This window comes from Streptantibioticus parmotrematis (genome assembly GCF_019890615.1).
Taxonomy (GTDB): Bacteria; Actinomycetota; Actinomycetes; order Streptomycetales; family Streptomycetaceae; genus Streptantibioticus_D; species Streptantibioticus_D parmotrematis.
The window spans coordinates 198,033-215,056 of the sequence record NZ_JAINVZ010000004.1 but is presented as its reverse complement, the minus strand read 5'-3'; the positions used below and the strand labels follow the sequence as shown (position 1 = coordinate 215,056).

The 17,024-nt window shown below is 72.5% G+C and carries 13 protein-coding genes; 2 read left to right on the top strand and 11 right to left on the bottom strand.

The window, feature by feature from the left end; genetic code table 11:
• Positions 1 to 70 precede the first annotated feature (70 nt).
• Positions 71 to 1,159 (top strand): ADP-ribosylglycohydrolase family protein, encoded by a 1,089-nt coding sequence (locus K7472_RS08285; RefSeq protein ID WP_222975633.1) that lies wholly within the window; start codon positions 71 to 73, stop codon positions 1,157 to 1,159.
• A 63-nt stretch (positions 1,160 to 1,222) separates the two neighbouring features.
• Here the strand turns inward: K7472_RS08285 and K7472_RS08280 are convergent, their stop codons facing one another.
• The 4 genes from K7472_RS08280 to K7472_RS08265 form a co-directional block, all read right to left on the bottom strand.
• Positions 1,223 to 2,116 carry a DUF72 domain-containing protein gene (locus K7472_RS08280; protein WP_222975632.1) on the bottom strand — a complete coding sequence of 298 codons (894 nt, stop codon included), beginning with the start codon at positions 2,114 to 2,116 and terminating at the stop codon, positions 1,223 to 1,225.
• 209 nt (positions 2,117 to 2,325) lie between these two features.
• Positions 2,326 to 2,544 carry a DUF397 domain-containing protein gene (locus tag K7472_RS08275; RefSeq protein WP_222975630.1) on the bottom strand — a complete coding sequence of 73 codons (219 nt, stop codon included), beginning with the start codon at positions 2,542 to 2,544 and terminating at the stop codon, positions 2,326 to 2,328.
• Positions 2,545 to 2,712: 168 nt separating this feature from the next.
• Positions 2,713 to 3,570: a helix-turn-helix domain-containing protein gene (locus K7472_RS08270; RefSeq protein ID WP_222975628.1), complete on the bottom strand. Its 858-nt coding sequence runs from the start codon at positions 3,568 to 3,570 to the stop codon at positions 2,713 to 2,715.
• Positions 3,571 to 3,941: 371 nt separating this feature from the next.
• Positions 3,942 to 4,652 (bottom strand): GOLPH3/VPS74 family protein, encoded by a 711-nt coding sequence (locus tag K7472_RS08265; RefSeq protein ID WP_222975626.1) that lies wholly within the window; start codon positions 4,650 to 4,652, stop codon positions 3,942 to 3,944.
• Positions 4,653 to 5,158: 506 nt separating this feature from the next.
• Here K7472_RS08265 and K7472_RS08260 point away from each other — a divergent pair.
• Positions 5,159 to 7,120: a D-alanyl-D-alanine carboxypeptidase gene (locus tag K7472_RS08260; RefSeq protein WP_308013808.1), complete on the top strand. Its 1,962-nt coding sequence runs from the start codon at positions 5,159 to 5,161 to the stop codon at positions 7,118 to 7,120.
• A 33-nt stretch (positions 7,121 to 7,153) separates the two neighbouring features.
• Here K7472_RS08260 and K7472_RS08255 read toward each other — a convergent pair whose 3' ends face one another.
• The 7 genes from K7472_RS08255 to K7472_RS08225 all read right to left on the bottom strand — a co-directional run bounded on the left by K7472_RS08255 (position 7,154) and on the right by K7472_RS08225 (position 16,794).
• Positions 7,154 to 7,876 carry a rhomboid-like protein gene (locus K7472_RS08255; protein WP_222975623.1) on the bottom strand — a complete coding sequence of 241 codons (723 nt, stop codon included), beginning with the start codon at positions 7,874 to 7,876 and terminating at the stop codon, positions 7,154 to 7,156.
• Positions 7,877 to 7,996: 120 nt separating this feature from the next.
• Positions 7,997 to 9,655 (bottom strand): glucose-6-phosphate isomerase, encoded by a 1,659-nt coding sequence (pgi, locus tag K7472_RS08250; protein WP_222975621.1) that lies wholly within the window; start codon positions 9,653 to 9,655, stop codon positions 7,997 to 7,999.
• A 59-nt stretch (positions 9,656 to 9,714) separates the two neighbouring features.
• A complete protein-coding gene (locus K7472_RS08245) occupies positions 9,715 to 12,036 on the bottom strand; it encodes a heavy metal translocating P-type ATPase (RefSeq protein ID WP_222975618.1) in 2,322 nt (773 codons plus the stop codon).
• 304 nt (positions 12,037 to 12,340) lie between these two features.
• Positions 12,341 to 12,922 carry a DNA-3-methyladenine glycosylase I gene (locus K7472_RS08240; protein ID WP_222975616.1) on the bottom strand — a complete coding sequence of 194 codons (582 nt, stop codon included), beginning with the start codon at positions 12,920 to 12,922 and terminating at the stop codon, positions 12,341 to 12,343.
• Positions 12,919 to 15,051, bottom strand: a complete 2,133-nt coding sequence (gene recQ / locus K7472_RS08235; protein WP_252395274.1) for a DNA helicase RecQ — start codon at positions 15,049 to 15,051, stop codon at positions 12,919 to 12,921. The genes K7472_RS08240 and recQ overlap by 4 nt, the downstream gene beginning before the upstream one ends.
• A 183-nt stretch (positions 15,052 to 15,234) precedes the next feature.
• Complete coding sequence (locus tag K7472_RS08230; RefSeq protein WP_222975614.1) at positions 15,235 to 15,699, bottom strand: nuclear transport factor 2 family protein; 465 nt, start codon at positions 15,697 to 15,699, stop codon at positions 15,235 to 15,237.
• Positions 15,700 to 15,810: 111 nt separating this feature from the next.
• Complete coding sequence (locus tag K7472_RS08225; RefSeq protein ID WP_222975612.1) at positions 15,811 to 16,794, bottom strand: alpha/beta hydrolase; 984 nt, start codon at positions 16,792 to 16,794, stop codon at positions 15,811 to 15,813.
• Positions 16,795 to 17,024 lie beyond the last annotated feature (230 nt).

Genomic DNA, 17,024 nt, shown 5'->3' with positions numbered 1-17,024 from the left:
TCGGTCTGACCTGTGCATTACACCGTTCCATTACAGTGCTGCGCGCCGGATTGGGGAGGGGAGCACCACCGTGAACGAGATCTGGGGACGGGCACAGCAACAGGACTTCCGCAGCCGGGTGCGCGGATGCCTGCTGGGCGGGGCGATCGGCGACGCGCTGGGCGCGGGGATCGAGTTCGACTCGCTGGACGCCATCCGCCGCACCCACGGCGAGGCGGGTGTCACCGACTACGTGCCGGCGTTCGGCAGGCGCGGGGCGATCACCGACGACACCCAGATGACGATGTTCACGATGGAGGGCCTGATCCGGGCGCACGTACGCCGGGACGCCGGGGTGTGGCACCCGCCGACCGACGTGCACCGCGCCTACCTGCGCTGGGCGACCACCCAGGCCGACTGGGGGCCGGACGAGCGCAAGAAGGACCAGGGCTGGCTGGCCCGCGAGGAGTGGCTCTACTCCCGCAGGGCGCCCGGGCAGGCCTGCCTGAGCGGGCTGGGCGACGAGCGGATGGGCACACCGGCCGCGCCGAAGAACCCGCGGTCCAAGGGGTGCGGAACGGTGATGCGCTCGGCGCCTTTCGGCCTGCTGGTCGGCTGGGAACCGGGCCTGGTCTTCCAGCTCGCGGTGGAGTGCGCCGCGCAGACCCACGGGCATCCCACCGGCTATCTGTCGGCGGGCGCGTTCGCGGTCATCGTGCACGCGCTGGCGCACGGCGAGCCGCTGGACGCCGCCGTGCAGCGGGCGCTGGCCCACCTCGCGCCGCAGTCCGGCCACGAGGAGACCACGGAGGCGCTACGGGCGGCGCTCGGCGCGGTGCGGCAGGGGCTGCCCACGCCGGAACGCGTGCAGTCGCTGGGGGAGGGCTGGACGGCGGAGGAGGCGCTGGCGATCGGCGTGTACTGCGCGCTGGTCGCCGAGGACGTGCGCCACGGGCTGCTGCTGGCCGTCAACCACTCCGGCGACAGCGACTCGACCGGCTCGATCTGCGGCAACCTCCTGGGCGTCCAGCACGGCGAGACGGCGCTACCGCCCGCGTGGGTGGTCGAACTGGAGGGCCGGGGGGCGCTGTTGACGCTGGCGGACGACTTCGCCATGGAGATGACGCAGTCGGCGGGCCTGCACGGCGACGGATGGCTGCGCCGCTACCCGAACGCGTGAGAGGGCTCTCGTGTGAAGGCGTGAGGCGGCGGGCCCCGAACGCCTGAGGCCGCGCACCACCGCTCAGCCCGAAGCCGGGAAACCCGTCGCCGTGGCACACGCCGTCAGCTCGCGCATCGTCTCCGCCGCCCGGACGGCCGCCGTGCCGCAGCAGTTGTTGAAGAGCACGTGCACGCTGTCCGCCCGCCGGGCCAGTGCGTCGATCCGCGGCAGCCAGGACTCCAACTCCCCGGCGGTGTACGCGTAGCGGAAGCGGTCCTCCTTGCTGCCCGTGCCCCAGGAAGGACTGCGGCCGTGGAAGCGGACCACGGCCGGGCCAGGACCGGTGGCCCACGGCGGCGTGACCGGGCCCTCGACCGTGTCGGTGGAGACGGCGTCGCAGCGCAGGTCCGCCAGCGTACGGGCGGTGTGCTCGCGGCGGTCGGGCCGCCACCAGTCGGGGTGCCGGAACTCCACCGCCATCGGCCGGTCCCCGAGGCGTTCGCGGCACAGGGCGAGGTGGGCCAGGGCGCGCGGGCCCGGGGCGAACCAGGGCGGAAACTGGAAGAGCAGCGTGCCCAGCCGCCCGGCCCTCCGCAGCGGCTCCACCCCGTCGAGGAACCTGCGCCACACCTCGTCCACCACACCCCGCGGCACGTCACCGGGGCGCAGCATCCGCTGCGGGCGCCCGGACGGCCGCAGCGCCGCAGGCAGCGCGGCGATCCGGGTCGGGTGGCCCGTCATCAGGGAGAACGCCTTGACGTCGAAGACGAAGCCGTCCGGCGTCCGTTCGGCCCACAGCGCGCTGTTGCGGGCGTTCGGCAGGCCGTAGTAGGTGGCGTCGACCTCGACCACCGGGAAGCGGCTCGCGTAGTACCGCAGCCGGGTCCCGGCGTCGCGGGCGGCAGGCGGGTACCAGCCGCTGTCCAGCAGGGCGCGGTCGGTCCACGAGCAGGTGCCGACGAGTATCCGGTCCATGACCCGGCGCCTACCCGGGCGATCGCGCGGAATGTACCGGCCTGTCAGGCGGTCGTCGTGTACGGGCCTGTCAGGTAGTCGTCGTGAACGGGCGGAACGGCCCTCGGCTCCATCGGGCGGTCGGCGTGGGCGCGTTCGGGCGTGGGTGAGCCCCCTCGACCAGGACGGCGGCCAGACGAGAGGGCTCGGGGGTACTACTGGGCGCGGCGTCAGCCGCGGTCGAACGCGCCTGCCTCGACGTCGGCCACGAACGCCGCCCACGCCTGCGAGGAGAAGGAGAGCGCGGGGCCCTGCGGGTTCTTGGAGTCGCGCACCGCGATCGCCTGCGGGCCCGGGGCGCGGACCTCCACGCAGTCGCCGTGCGCACCCGAGTACGACGACTTCTTCCACGCCGCGGTGACACCGTGCCGGCTGGGCTGCTTGATCATTTCAGCTCCGGGTGTGTGAGTGGCCTGAGGGGCGGTTGACTCCCTCGTGACGCGAACGACGCTACCGGCCAACATCAGTCTCCGGAGGGGCTGTTCACTCGACCGGATGGCATATTCCACGACGGGCCACCGAAGGTCGCTTGCACGGTGTAACCTGCGGCCTTCGCGCTACTGGGCGTATTCTTCGGCGAGTTCGATGATGAACTGCCGGGACTGGTCGGGCCCGAGCGCCAGCGCCCTCAGGTGCTCGTACATCATGCTGTAGTCCTGCACGTCGTTGGGCTTCTCCAGGTACAGGTCGCTGGTGACGCCCTCCAGGTAGACCACCGTCGCGTCGGACGCGTCCTCGAACTCCAGGATCGCGAACTTCCCGTACATCCCCGGGTGCGCGCCCACGCTGTACGGCAGCACCTGGAGCGTGACGTGCGCCATCGTGCTGCACTTGACCAGGTGCTGCATCTGGTCGCTCATGATCCGCTCGTCGCCGGTCACCCGGCGCAGCGCGGCCTCGTCGACCACCGCCCAGTACCGCATCGGGTTGACCGGGTCGGTGATCCGGTCCTGCCGCTTGAGCCGCACCTTGGTGCGCTTCTCGATCTCGGCGGTGGTGTTCTCCGGCCACATGCCCTCGATGACCGCCCGCGCGTACTCCGGCGTCTGGAGCAGCCCCGGCACCACCAGCGACTCGTAGACGCGCAGTGAGGCGGCGTCGGTCTCCAGGCCGATGTAGACGCTGTACGGGACGTCGCCGAACGCGTGCCACCAGCCCTGCTGCCGCGACTCCTTGGCCATCTGCATCAACGAGTCGACGACCCGGTGGTCCTCGACCCCGTAGACCCCGCACAGGTCGCGCACGTCGCGCTGGCTGATGCTGCGGCGGCCGTTCTCCAGGCGGCTGATCTTCGACTGCGACACCAGCAGGCGCGCGGCGACCTCCTCGGCCGTCATGCCCTTCTGCTCACGCAGCTTGCGCAGCTCCGAGCCCAGCCGACGCCGCCTGACAGTTGGATTGACGCTGGACGCCACGACCCGCACCTTTCGCCTACGACCGACCCGCGTACGACCAGCCACGCCCGGGCTCGCGCACCGGCGCTTTGTACTACGGGTGTACTACCGGTCAGCAGCCTGCCACCAATGGTGTGGCCCGCGCTGGCAAACGGGCGCAACGGTTTGGCCGGACCTTTGCCTTCCGGCGCCTGCTCGGGTGCCTGCTGGTGCCTGCTGGTGCCTGCCGGTGCTTGCTGGTGCCCGCCGGTGCCTGCCGACGGGCCGACCGCCTGCCGGCCGTCCCGGCTCCGGAGGGGGCGTACGCCGGAACGCGCGGCGCGCCGGGCACCCCCGCGAGGGGTCCCGGCACGCCGCGCGTCCCGGCGGTTCCTGTCTTCCGGTGTCCCGGGTCAGCGCGCTCCGGCCCGGACCATGCCGCGCCCGGCACCGCGCGGCGCGGCCGCGGGCCCCTGGGCGGCGGGCCGGCGGGGCTGGACGGCGACACCGTTCTGGACGTCCATCACGGCGTGCGCCACCAGGCCGCCCATGGGGTCGTACCTGATCAGGTCACGCAGGCGCGATCGCGAGGACCGGCCCTCGTTACCGGGGTAGAGATGCTTGCCGAGGCCGACCGCGTGGGCCAGCGCGGCCAGCGCCGCGGTCCGCGGGTCCGGCGGCACGCCGGTGCGGATCGCGTTGTCCAGCCGGGCGCGTATCTCCCGGCTGACCTCGCTGTCGGTCGCCTGGTAGCGGGTGGTCGGCAGCACCCCGCACATCTGGCCCGGCACGGCGTGCACCATGTCGCACCGTTCCAAGTGCGCGAGATACGTCTGGCGCAGCCCCAGCCGGGGCCCGCCGATCCAGTGGACCGCGCGCACCGGACTGCCACGCCTGCGCAGCAGTTCGAGCGCGGTGTCCAGAGTCGGATCACCTGTCGGCCGTGGGTGCACCACGGCGATACGATCCCCGTCAGGGGCTATCCGTCCCGCCAGGGCCAGCTCCACTAGCTGAGCCCCGGCCAGACCTAGGTCGAGCGACTGTGGCTGCGCCGTGGTCCCGGTGGCCGGGTCCAGGGCGAGCAGCAGTAGCTCCTCCGGAATTGTTCTGCGGCTCCTGCCCATCCATGCCTCCCCGCGTGGATGAATGACAGGGTGACGCCTCTCACACCGATGTGTCGAGAGCGCCTCTTCCTTATCTGCGGGAACCGGTAGGTATGTCGTTCTCGTCTACCGGGAGGGTGGTGCCTGGTGGGGCGTACCGGCGGGTCGGTGGACCGGGGCACAGGGAAGCACTGGACACTGGCTTGAACACGGGTAGCGGGGCGCCGCGGCGGCGTCCCGTGCGATGTCAACGGGAGGTTTGAGTGGCGGGCGAGTCCCCCGGCAGGGCGGAAGAGCGGCAGTCGTCGGGGGAGACGGCGAAGGCGACGGCCACCGCGGATCCGCGGCTGGCGGTACGGGTGGACGGGGAGACGGTGCCCCCCGCTGCTCCCGCACCCGACGAGGAACGCGGTCACGACCGCGAACCGGCTGCGGATCCGGACACGAAGCGTAGCGCATCTTCGTCTCACGGTGACGACGATGCGGACGATTCCGCGGAAAGCGCTGCGGCGCGAGACGTCACCGAGGTGGACGACGCGTCGAACGCCGATACGGCGGAAGACGACGAGGCGGCGGACACGGGGGACGGCGAGTCCGCTGCGGAGGACGCCTCCGGTGAGGACGCTGACGGCGGTGAGGCGGGGGAGCCCGCCCCGGCGCAGGACGACGCCTCCGGCGAGGGCGACGCCTCCGGCGATGAGGGCGGGAGCGGCGAGGACGATGCGGGCGAGGCTTCCGCGGAGGCCGCGCCCGTAGCGGCGGCTGTCGCCGCCGAGTCGAAGCCGAAGGCGGACGCCGAGGCCAAGCCGGAACCGAAGGCGCAGGCCGAGCCGGAAGCCGAGGCCGAGCCGGAAGCCGAGGCTGAGCCTGACGCGAAGCCGGAGCCGGAGAGCGAACCGGAAGCCAAGTCCGAGCCGAAGTCCGAGGCTGAGGCCAAGTCCAAGGCCGACCCTGAGGCCGACCCCGAGGCCGAGGCCGAGCCCGCTGCTGAAGCCAAGGCGAAGCCCGCGCCCGAGCCCGTTACCAAGGCGAAGCCCGAGCCGGAAGCCAAGCCGGAGCCCGCCGCCAAGGCTGACTCCGCCGCCAAGGCCGACGCCGAGTCCGAGCGTGCCCCCGCGCCCGTCGCCCAGGCGAAGCCCTCCGCCGCCGCGCCCGTCGAGCCGCCTCGCGTCGAGCGGACCAAGCAGCAGCCGCTGCCCCCGGACCCGGAGGCGCCGCTGAAGCTGCTGGCCGAGCTGACGAACACGCCGCCGCCTCCGCCGACCCTGGTGCGCACACTCGTGCGCCGGGTGAAGATCTGGACGCCGCTTGTCGTGCTGCTCGCGATCGTCTTCTGCGTGGTGCAGGCGGTGCGTCCGCTGCCCACGCCGACGCTGTCGCTGACCGCCGCCCCGTCGTACACCTTCAGCGGCGGCACGCTGACCCCGCCGTGGCCGGGCCAGGGGCAGGCCGCCGTCGAGGTCGAGGGCCTCGGCGCGGTCGGCACGTACGGCGACCAGACGCCCGCGCCGACCGCGAGCATGGCCAAGACCATGACCGCGTACCTGGTGCTGCGCGACCACCCGCTGGCCAAGGGCGCCAACGGACCGACGATCCCCATCGACGAGGAGGCCGCGAACCAGGCCAAGAACGTCGACGAGTCGACGGTGCCGGTGCAGAAGGGCCAGACCTACACCGAGCGCCAGATGCTCGAGATGCTGATGATCCCCTCGGGCAACAACATCGCCCGTCTGCTGGGCCGTTGGGACGCGAGCACCGACGACGCCTTCGTCAAGAAGATGAACGCGGCCGCCCAGCAGCTCGGGATGACCCGCACCACGTACACCGACCCCAGCGGTCTGGAGGCGACCACCAAGAGCACGGCGACCGACCAGCTGAAGCTGGCCGCGGCGGCCATGAAGATCTCGGCCTTCCGTGACGTGGTGTCCATCCCGAACATCCAGATCCCCAACGTCGGCAAGATCTACAACAACAACAACCTGCTGGTGAACCAGGGTGTCGTCGGCATCAAGACCGGCTCGTCCACCCCGGCCGGCGGCAACCTGCTGTGGGCGGCGCAGAAGAACGTCGACGGCAAGAACCAGCTGATCCTGGGCGTCGTCATGGGCCAGCAGAGCGGCACCACGCCCAACGCCAGCCTGCAAAAGGCACTCGATGCCAGCAACAAGCTGATCACGACCATGCAGTCGACCCTGGAGTCGGCCACCGTCGTCAAGAAGGGCGAGGTCGTCGGCTACGTCGACAACGGCCTCGGCGGCAAGGACCCGGTGGTGGCGACCGCCGATCTCCAGGCGATCGGCTGGCCGGGCATGCGGACGCAGCTGGCACTGTCGGTGGACGGCAGGAAGATGCCGCACCAGGCCGCCGCGGGCACCGACGTCGGCACCCTCAGCTTCGGCAGCGGGACCGCGAAGACGCAGGTGCCGGTGGCGTTGCAGTCGGCGATGTCGGCGCCGGGCTTCGGCGACAAGCTGACCCGGCTCGGCTGAGCCGAGGCGCCGTCAGGGACCGGGAGCGGCGGTTCACCCCGAGGGGGGTGGGCCGCCGCTCCCGTCGTTCCCGCCGCCCGCGTCCCCTCCCGCGCTCCCGTCGCTCCAGCGCGCCGGGGCCCGCGGACCGCTGTGCCGGGCCGCCCACCACCGCCCCACCGGCCAGCAGGCCATCCCGATCAGCACGGACGTGAAGTGGCCGACGTCGGTGAAGGTCCGGCCCTGGACGAGCGCCGCGCCGTAGAACGCGAGCACGCAGAAGCCGTACGCCCAGCGCGCCCACCGCCACGGCAGCCGGAAGGTCAGCACCCCCTGCACGCCCGCCAGCGCGTACGAGACGCCGATGTCGCGTACGAAGACGTCGTGGTGCGGCGCGTGGCCGTAGTGGATGGCCAGCAGCAGCACGCCCTCGCTGAGGTACGTGGCCCCCACGTGCGCGACCGCGCAGACCGCGAGCCAGCGGCCGGTGCCCAGCCAGCGTTCCGCGGGCACGTGGAAGAGGTTGTAGAGCACGAAGTAGAACAGCCAGGTGCCGCCGTCGAGGTACATCGCGCTGCCGATCAGGACCCGGACCGGGTCTTTCCACAGGTTGTGGATGTTGGTGGACCGGCGCTCCAGGAAGTGGTTCTCGAAGCCGGGCGACAGATGGCGGACCACGTAGGTGGTGATCAGCAGGATCGTCAGCCACACGAAGGTGCCCGGGGCGCGCCGGACGTAGTGCGCCACCGCTCGCGGCGTCGCGCGCAGGATGCCCATGCGGCGATTATGGGCGAGCGCCCGCAACGCGAACCCGCAACGCGAACTCGCGACGCGAACGGGAACGGCCCGGCGGTGCGCTGACGCACCGCCGGGCCGCCCGGCGTCACCGTGCGGGGCTCAGCGCCCGCGCAGCGCGCGGTAGCGCTTGACCAGCGCCCGCGTGGAGGCGTCCAGGCCCGGGACCTCGGCGCCCTCGGTCAGCGCGGGCTCGACGCGCTTGGCCAGCACCTTGCCCAGCTCGACGCCCCACTGGTCGAAGGAGTCGATGTTCCAGATCGCGCCCTGGGTGAAGACCTTGTGCTCGTAGAGGGCGACCAGCTGGCCGAGGACCGAGGGGGTCAGCTCCTTGGCCAGGACGGTGGTGGTCGGGTGGTTGCCGCGGAAGGTCTTGTGCGCGACCAGCTCCTCCGGAACGCCCTCGGCCCGCACCTCCTCAGGGGTCTTGCCGAACGCCAACGCCTGCGTCTGCGCGAAGAAGTTGGCCATCAGCAGGTCGTGCTGACCGGCGAACTCGCCCAGCTCCGCGAGCGGGTTGGCGAAGCCGATGAAGTCGGCCGGGATCAGCTTGGTGCCCTGGTGGATCAACTGGTAGTACGCGTGCTGCCCGTTGGTGCCCGGCGTGCCCCACACCACCGGCCCGGTCTGCCAGCGCACCCGCTCGCCCCCGCGGTCCACCGACTTGCCGTTGGACTCCATGTCGAGCTGCTGGAGGTAGGCGGTGAAACGGGACAGGTAGTGGCTGTAGGGGAGTACGGCGTGCGACTGCGCGTCGTGGAAGTTGCCGTACCACACGCCCAGCAGGCCGAGCAGCAGCGGCGCGTTCTGCTCGGGCGGCGCGGTGCGGAAGTGCTCGTCGACCAGGTGGAATCCGGCCAGCATCTCGCGGAAGTGGTCCGGGCCGATGGCGAGCATCAGCGACAGGCCGATCGCCGAGTCGTACGAGTAGCGACCGCCGACCCAGTCCCAGAACTCGAACATGTTGGCGGTGTCGATGCCGAAGTCGGCGACCTTCTCCGCGTTGGTGGACAGCGCCACGAAGTGCTTGGCGACCGCGGCCGTGTCGCCGCCGAGGCCGTCCAGCAGCCAGGTGCGGGCGGACGTGGCGTTGGTGATGGTCTCGATGGTGGTGAAGGTCTTCGACGCGATGATGAACAGCGTCTCGGCCGGGTCGAGGTCGCGCACCGCCTCGTGCAGGTCGGCGCCGTCCACGTTGGAGACGAAGCGGAACGTCAACTCCCGTGCGGTGTAAGGCCGCAGCACCTCGTACGCCATCGCGGGACCGAGGTCCGAGCCGCCGATGCCGATGTTGACCACCGTGCGGATGCGCTTGCCCGTGTGGCCGGTCCAGGCGCCGGAGCGGACGCGGTCGGCGAAGACGGACATCTTGTTGAGGACGGCGTGCACCTTGGGCACCACGTTCTCGCCGTCGACCTCGACCACCGTGTCGAGCGGCGCGCGCAGCGCGGTGTGCAGGACGGCGCGGTCCTCGGTGACGTTGATCTTCTCGCCGCGGAACATCGCCTCGCGCAGTTCGGCCACCCGGCGTACCTCGGCCAGCTCGCGCAGCAGGGCCAGCGTCTCGTCGGTGACCAGGTGCTTGGAGTAGTCGATGTGCAGATCGCCGACGGTCAGGGTGTAGCGCTCGGCGCGCCCGGGGTCGTCGGCGAACAGCTCGCGCAGTCCCACCTCCCCCCACTGCTCGCGGTGCTTGGCCAGCGCCTCCCACTGCGGCAGCCGGTCGAGCCGTACGGAGTGGTCTGCGGCGGACTCGGGCATCGTTCGCTCCTCATGACGGGTTACGTCGTGGTACGTGTCCGGTACGGAACCGTCCTCGTTCACCCTACGTCGGAGCGGAACCCGCGCAGCCGCAGGCTGTTGCCGACCACGAACACCGACGAGAACGCCATCGCCGCGCCCGCGATCATCGGGTTGAGCAGCCCGGCGGCGGCCAGCGGCAGCGCGGCGACGTTGTAGCCGAAGGCCCACCACAGGTTGCCCTTGATGGTGCGCAGGGTGCGCCGGGCCAGCCGGATGGCGTCGGCGGCCACCCGCAGGTCGCCGCGGACCAGGGTGAGGTCGCCGGCCTCGATGGCGGCGTCGGTGCCGGTGCCCATCGCCAGGCCCAGATCGGCGCGGGCCAGCGCGGCCGCGTCGTTGACGCCGTCGCCGACCATGGCGACCGAGCGGCCCTCGTCCTGGAGGCGGGCGACGACGGCGGCCTTCTGCTCGGGCAGCACCTCGGCGATCACCTCGTCGATGCCGACCTCGGCGGCGACCGCGTGGGCGACGGCGGCGTTGTCACCGGTGAGCAGGACCGGGGTCAGGCCCAGGGCGTGCAGCTTGCGGACGGCCTCCGCGCTGGTCGGGCGCACCGCGTCGGCGACGGCGAGTACCGCGCGGGCCCGGCCGTCCCAGCCGACGACCACGGCGGTGGCGCCGCGCGCCTCGGCGTCGGCCTTGGCGGCTCGGAGGTCTTCGGGCAGCGGGCTCGCGTCGGGGAAGGCGTCGGGGGCGGCGGCTTCCGGGGCGACCCGCTCGCCGGTGAACAGCCGCTCGCGCCCCGCCAGGACCGCGTGTCCGTCGGCCTCGCCGCGTACGCCGAGACCGGGCACGGAGGCGAAGTCCTTCACCGGGGGCAGTGTGCCGGTGCGTTCGGCCGCGGCGGCGGCGATCGCGCGGGCGATGGGGTGCTCCGAGGCGTGTTCCAGTGCCCCGGCGAGCCGCAGCACGGTCTCGGCCGACTCGCCCTCGGCGACGTGCACGCCGGTCAGCGTCATCGTGCCGGTGGTCACGGTGCCGGTCTTGTCCAGGACGATCGTGTCCACGCCACGGGTGGTCTCCAACACCTCGGGGCCCTTGATCAGGATGCCCAACTGGGCCCCGCGACCGGTGCCCACCATCAGCGCGGTCGGCGTGGCCAGCCCCAGCGCGCACGGGCAGGCGATGATCAGCACGGCGACAGCGGCGGTGAACGCCTGGGCCGCGCCGCCCCCGCCGAACACCAGCCATCCGGCGAGCGTCGCCAGCGACAGCGCGATGACGACCGGCACGAAGACCGCCGAGACCCGGTCCGCGAGCCGCTGCGCCGCCGCCTTGCCGTTCTGCGCGTCCTCCACCAGGCGGGCCATCCGGGCGAGTTGGGTGTCGGCGCCGACCCGGGTGGCCTCGACGACCAGCCTGCCGCCCGCGTTGACGGTCGCGCCGGTCACCGCGTCGCCGGGGCCCACCTCGGCGGGCACGGACTCGCCGGTGAGCATCGAGGCGTCCACCGCCGAAGTGCCCTCGCGCACCACGCCGTCCGTCGCGATCTTCTCCCCGGGCCGCACCACGAACCGGTCGCCGACCGCCAACTCCGCGACCGCGAGCCGCACTTCGGCGCCGTCGCGCAGCACGGCCACGTCCTTGGCGCCCAGGTGCAGCAGAGCGCGCAGCGCGGCGCCCGCCCGCCGCTTGGCCCGCGCCTCGAAGTACCGCCCGGCGAGGAGGAACGCGGTCACGCCCGCGGCGGCCTCCAGGTAGATGTCGCGGCCCGGATCACCGCGCGAGACCGACAGCGCGAAGGCGTGCTTCATCCCGGGCATGCCCGCGTCGCCGAAGAACAGCGCCCACACCGACCAGCCGAACGCGGCCAGCGTGCCGACCGAGACCAGGGTGTCCATGGTGGCCGCGCCGTGCCGCAGGTTGGTCCAGGCGGCGCGGTGGAACGGCCACGCCGCGTAGGCCACGACCGGCCCGGCCAGCGCCAGCGAGAGCCACTGCCAGTTGCGGAACTGGAACGCCGGGACCATGGCCATCGCGATCACCGGCACGGCGAGCACGACGGCGGTCACCAGGCGCTGGCGCAACGCGGTCAGCTCGGGGTCGGCGGCCCCCGGCTCATCCTCGCTGTCCGGCGCGGTCCCGCTGCCGGGGGCCGGGCGCGGCGGCGCGGGCAGGGCGGCGGTGTAGCCGGTGGCCTCGACGGTGGCGATCAGGTCGGCGACGGCGACCTCGGCGGAGTGCTCGACGCGGGCGCGCTCGGTGGCGTAGTTGACGCTGGCGCTGACGCCGTCCATCCGGTTGAGCTTCTTCTCGATCCGGGCCGCGCAGGACGCGCAGGTCATCCCGCCGATCTCCAGCTCGGTCGCGCCGCCCTGCGCGGTGGTCGCCGTACTCATCCCCGCTCACTCCCGTCCACGCTGCCGTCCGCTGTCCGTGCCAGGAACAACCCTATACCCCCCTGGGGTATTCCCGAGAGAGCGCTCGGCGCCTGCGAGGGGGCGCGCGTGGAGGGGCCGGGGGAGCGCCGCGGGAGCGAGCGGGCGGCAGGGCGGGCAGCGGGGAGCCGGACGCGGCGGGAGCGGGGAGCCGGGCGGGGCACGCGGCGCCGGGGGCCGCCCCGGCGCCGACAGGGGCGCCGCGCCGTGGACCGCCCCGGTGACGAGGGCGCGGCAGGGCGCGGCGAGGCGTGGCGCGCCCCCGCTACGCCGCCTGCCGGACCCGTTCGCCCGCCGGACAGGTGGTCGTGTGGCCGTTGACGACGCCGACCGCCTGGAGGTAGGCGTAGACGATCGTGGTGCCGACGAAGGTGAAGCCGCGCTTCTTGAGGTCCTTCGCGATCCGGTCCGACAACGGCGTGCTCGCGGGCGGCGCCTGCCCGGGCTTCGGGCGGTCCGCGACCGGCTCGCCGTCCACCCAGCCCCACAGGTACGCGTCGAACGAGCCGTACTCGCGCTGCACGGCGAGGAAGGCCCGCGCGTTCTTGACCACGGACGCCACCTTCAGCCGGTTGCGCACGATGCCCGGGTCGGCGAGCAGCGCCTCCAGCTTCTCCGGCCCGTACTCCACGATCCGCCGCGGGTCGAAACCGTCCAGCGCGGCACGGTAGTTCTCCCGCTTGTTGAGCACCGTGTTCCACGACAGTCCCGCCTGCGCCCCTTCGAGCAGCAGCAGTTCGAAGAGGTAGCCCTCGTCGTGGGACGGCACGCCCCACTCGGTGTCGTGGTACGCGGTCATCAACTCGGAGCCGCCGGAAGCCCAGGGACAGCGGTCGTCGGCGGTCATGAGGTCTCCTCGGCGGTCGACTCGGCGAGGTCGTCGGCGTCGGCGTGGGCGTGGGCCGGGGCGTCGGTGTCGGCCGGGGCGTCTGCGGGATCGGCCGGTGCGGCCAGTTCGGACAGGGCGTCCAGGATCGCCTGCCCGTACTTGGCGAGCTTGTTCTCGCCGACGCCGCTGATGCCGCCCAGCTCGGCCGGCGTCGTCGGGCCGCTCACCGCGATCTCCCGCAGCGTCGCGTCGTGGAAGATCACGTAGGCCGGAACGCCCTGCTCCCTGGCGGTCGCCGCCCGCCACGCGCGCAGGTGCTCGAAGATGCCGACCGCCTCCTGCGGCAGGTCGACCGGGGCCCGCTTGGCCTTCGTGCCACCGCCGGAGGACCTCGACGCGCGCGCCGCCTTCTCCGGCTCCCGGCGCAGCGGCACCTCACGGCGCCCGCCCAGCACCTCGGCGCTGGCATCGGTCAGCACCAGCGTGCCGTAGTCGCCCTCCACCGCCAGCAGGCCCTGCGCGAGCAACTGCCGTATGGCGCCGCGCCATTCGGCCTCGCGCAGCTCCGTGCCGATGCCGAAGACGCTGAGCGCGTCGTGGTCGAACTGGATGACCTTGGCCGTCTTCTTGCCCAGCAGGATGTCGATGATCTGGCCCGCGCCGAACTTCTGGTTGCGCTCCCGCTTGAGCCGCACCACCGCCGACAGCAGCTTCTGCGCCGCGACCGTGCCGTCCCACGACTGCGGCGGAGTCAGGCAGGTGTCGCAGTTGCCGCACGAGGCGGCCTCGGCCTTCTGCCCGAAGTACGCGAGCAGCCGCCCCCGGCGGCACTCCACCGTCTCGCACAGCGCCAGCATCGCGTCCAGATGGGCGGCGAGCCTGCGGCGGTGGGCGTCGTCCCCCTCCGAGGTGTCGATCATCTTGCGCTGCTGCACGACGTCCTGGAGCCCGTAGGCGAGCCAGGCCGTGGACGGCAGGCCGTCGCGCCCGGCGCGGCCGGTCTCCTGGTAGTAGCCCTCGATGGACTTGGGCAGGTCGAGGTGGGCGACGAAGCGCACGTCCGGCTTGTCGATGCCCATGCCGAACGCGATGGTGGCGACCATGACCATGCCGTCCTCGCGCAGGAACCTCGCCTGGTGCCTGGCGCGGACCGACGCGTCGAGACCCGCGTGGTACGGCAGCGCGTCGATGCCGTTCTCCACCAGGAACGCGGCGGTCTTCTCCACCGAGGCGCGCGAGAGGCAGTAGACGATGCCCGCGTCGCCCGGGTGCTCGGTGCGCAGCAGGTCCAGCAGCTGCTTCTTCGGCTCGTTCTTGGGCGCGATGCGGTACTGGATGTTGGGCCGGTCGAAGCTGGCCACGAAGTGCCGCGCGTCGCCGAGCTTCAGCCGTTGCGCGATCTCGGCGTGGGTGGCCTCGGTGGCGGTCGCGGTCAGCGCGATCCGGGGCACCGTCGGCCAGCGTTCGTGCAGCTGCGACAGCGCGAGGTAGTCGGGCCGGAAGTCGTGGCCCCACTGGGCGACGCAGTGCGCCTCGTCGATCGCGAACAGCGAGATCCTGCCGCGCTCCAGCAGCCGCAGGGTGGCGTCCACCCGCAGGCGCTCCGGCGCGAGGTAGAGCAGGTCCAGCTCCCCGGCGAGGAACTCGGCCTCCACCAGCCGCCGTTCGTCCATGTCCTGCGTCGAGTTGAGGAACCCGGCGCGCACGCCGAGCGCGCGCAGGGCGTCCACCTGGTCCTGCATCAGCGCGATCAGCGGCGAGATGACGACGCCCACGCCGTCGCGCACCAGGGCGGGGATCTGGTAGCACAACGACTTGCCGCCGCCGGTCGGCATCAGCACGAGCGCGTCGCCGCCGCCGACCACGTGGTCGATGATCGCTTGCTGCTCGCCCCGGAACGAGTCGTAGCCGAAGACGCGGCGCAGCACGTCGGAGGCGTCGCCGTAGGCGGGCCGCGAGGCGGCCGGCGCCTCGTGGTCCGCCCCCGGCCACACGCGCGGCTCGTCCCCGTACGGCCCCTCCTCGTCCGGCGGCTCGTACGCGTCGGCACCGTCGAAGTGATCGAACGGCTCGTACGGCTCGGCCGGCTCGGAGGGCTCGTACGTCGGGTACGTCTCGTACTTCTCGTACGGTTCCGGGGAGGTCATGCCGCCACTCTAGGAGACCCGCGAGCGGCGCGAGACGGGCGCCGGATTTCTGGGGACAGGACCGGGTCCGTGGACAACTCGGTCACCCTCCGGAGTGAGGGAGTCACGCTGACGCGAGGGCCCACCGCAGACTTCACCTCAACGACGACGTCCGCCACGGCGAACGTCACCACAACGGAACCGTCACCTCAACGGAAACGTCACCCCGCGCTCCGACTCCGGCCGGGGCCCGTGGACGCGGCGGTCGGACTCCGCGATGCGGACGTCGTCGATGCTCGCCTCACGGCGCGACATCAGGCCGTCCGCGGTGAACTCCCACAGCTCGTTGCCGTGGCTGCGCCACCACTGGCCGTCGCGGTCCCGGCACTCGTACTGGAAGCGGACGGCGATCCGGTCGCCGTCGAACGCCCACAGCTCCTTGCGCAGCGCGTAGTCCAGCTCCCGTTCCCACTTGGCGGTCAGCAGCTCGACGATGGCGGCGCGGCCGGTGACGAAGGTGTCGCGATTGCGCCAGACCGAGTCGGGTGTGTATGCGAGCGCGACCTTCTGCGGATCGCGGGTGTTCCAGGCGTCCTCGGCGGCCTGGACCTTCACGAGCGCGGTCTCGCGCGTGAACGGCGGAACGGGAGGGCGGACGGGGGAGGTCATGAGCGTGCTGCCTTCTGTCTTTTACGGATGGGAAGTGGGGCGGACGGAGCGCGGGCGTCCGGGGCACGCGGCCCCGGACGCCCGCCCCTTTCAAGCCCCCGGAGGGACCCCTCACGCCGACAGCGCGGTCCTCAACGTGGCGACGGCCTGGGCGATCGCGGCGCCCGCCGCGTGCGTCTCGCGCAGCGCGTCCAGCATCACGAAATCGTGGATGACGCCCCCGTACCGCGCCGACGTCACGGCGACCCCCGCCGCGCGCAGCTTGGCCGCGTACGCCTCGCCCTCGTCGCGCAGGACGTCCGCCTCGGCGGTGATCACCAGCGCCGGCGGCAGCCCGGCCAGTTGCCCGGTGGTGGCCCGCAGCGGCGAGGCGGTGATCTCGGCGCGCTGCGCGGGGTCGGTCGTGTACTGGTCCCAGAACCACCGCATGCCGTCGCGCCGCAGGAAGTACCCGGTGGCGAACTGCCGGTACGAGCCGGTGTCGAACGACGCGTCGGTGACCGGGTAGAAGAGCACCTGCTGCCGGAACGCCACGTCACCGCGGTCCTTGGCCAGCAGGGTGAGCGCGGTCGCCATGTTGCCGCCGACCGAGTCGCCCGCGACCGCGAGCCGGGTGCCGTCGAGTCCCTTGGTGCCGCCGTCGGTGGTGATCCAGCGGGCGACCGCGTAGTTCTGCTCCAGCGCGACGGGGTAGCGGGCCTCGGGCGACAGGGCGTACTCGGGGAAGACCACGGCCGCCCCGGTGCCGGTGGCCAGTTCGCGCACCAGGCGGTCGTGGGTGCCGGCGTTGCCGAAGACCCAGCCCGCGCCGTGCACGTACAGCACGACGGGCAGCGGGCCCGTGGCGCCGAGCGGCTTGACGATCCTGACGTCGACCGAACCGGTGGGCCCGCCCTCGACGGTCACCCACTCCTCGTCCACCTCGGGCTTGACGGTCAGTCCCGACTGCACGTCGTCGACGGCCACGCGGCCCTCGGCGGGCGGGAGTTCGAAGAGGAACGGCGGCTTGGCGGTGGCCTCGGCGAAGGCCCGGGCGGCGGGCTCCAGGACCGGGACGGGCTGGGCTCCCGCGGCCGCGGAGGTGTGGTCGGACATGGCGATCCCCTGTCGTCGAAGGCCGTCCGGTGTCGTCGCGTGCCGCCGGACGGCGTCGGGTGCGTGCGCGTCTCCACGCCGCGGCGCGTGGCGCTCCCACGCTGCGGCGGGCGACGGCCACGCTGTGGAGAACGATCGTTCTCCCTCGTGTTTGCTAACGTAGAGAACGTTGGTTCTCTCGTCAAGCGGGACCCGCCGCGCGGGCCGGGGAACCGGGAGCGACCGGATGA

Coding starts and splice junctions, on each gene's coding strand:
- K7472_RS08230 (WP_222975614.1), bottom strand. CDS start 15,699: ATGACCTCCCCCGTCCGCCCTCCCGTTCCGCCGTTCACGCGCGAGACC.
- recQ (WP_252395274.1), bottom strand. CDS start 15,051: ATGACCTCCCCGGAACCGTACGAGAAGTACGAGACGTACCCGACGTAC.
- K7472_RS08245 (WP_222975618.1), bottom strand. CDS start 12,036: ATGAGTACGGCGACCACCGCGCAGGGCGGCGCGACCGAGCTGGAGATC.
- K7472_RS08280 (WP_222975632.1), bottom strand. CDS start 2,116: ATGGACCGGATACTCGTCGGCACCTGCTCGTGGACCGACCGCGCCCTG.
- K7472_RS08240 (WP_222975616.1), bottom strand. CDS start 12,922: ATGACCGCCGACGACCGCTGTCCCTGGGCTTCCGGCGGCTCCGAGTTG.
- K7472_RS08255 (WP_222975623.1), bottom strand. CDS start 7,876: ATGGGCATCCTGCGCGCGACGCCGCGAGCGGTGGCGCACTACGTCCGG.
- K7472_RS08225 (WP_222975612.1), bottom strand. CDS start 16,794: ATGTCCGACCACACCTCCGCGGCCGCGGGAGCCCAGCCCGTCCCGGTC.
- pgi (WP_222975621.1), bottom strand. CDS start 9,655: ATGCCCGAGTCCGCCGCAGACCACTCCGTACGGCTCGACCGGCTGCCG.
- K7472_RS08275 (WP_222975630.1), bottom strand. CDS start 2,544: ATGATCAAGCAGCCCAGCCGGCACGGTGTCACCGCGGCGTGGAAGAAG.
- K7472_RS08265 (WP_222975626.1), bottom strand. CDS start 4,652: ATGGGCAGGAGCCGCAGAACAATTCCGGAGGAGCTACTGCTGCTCGCC.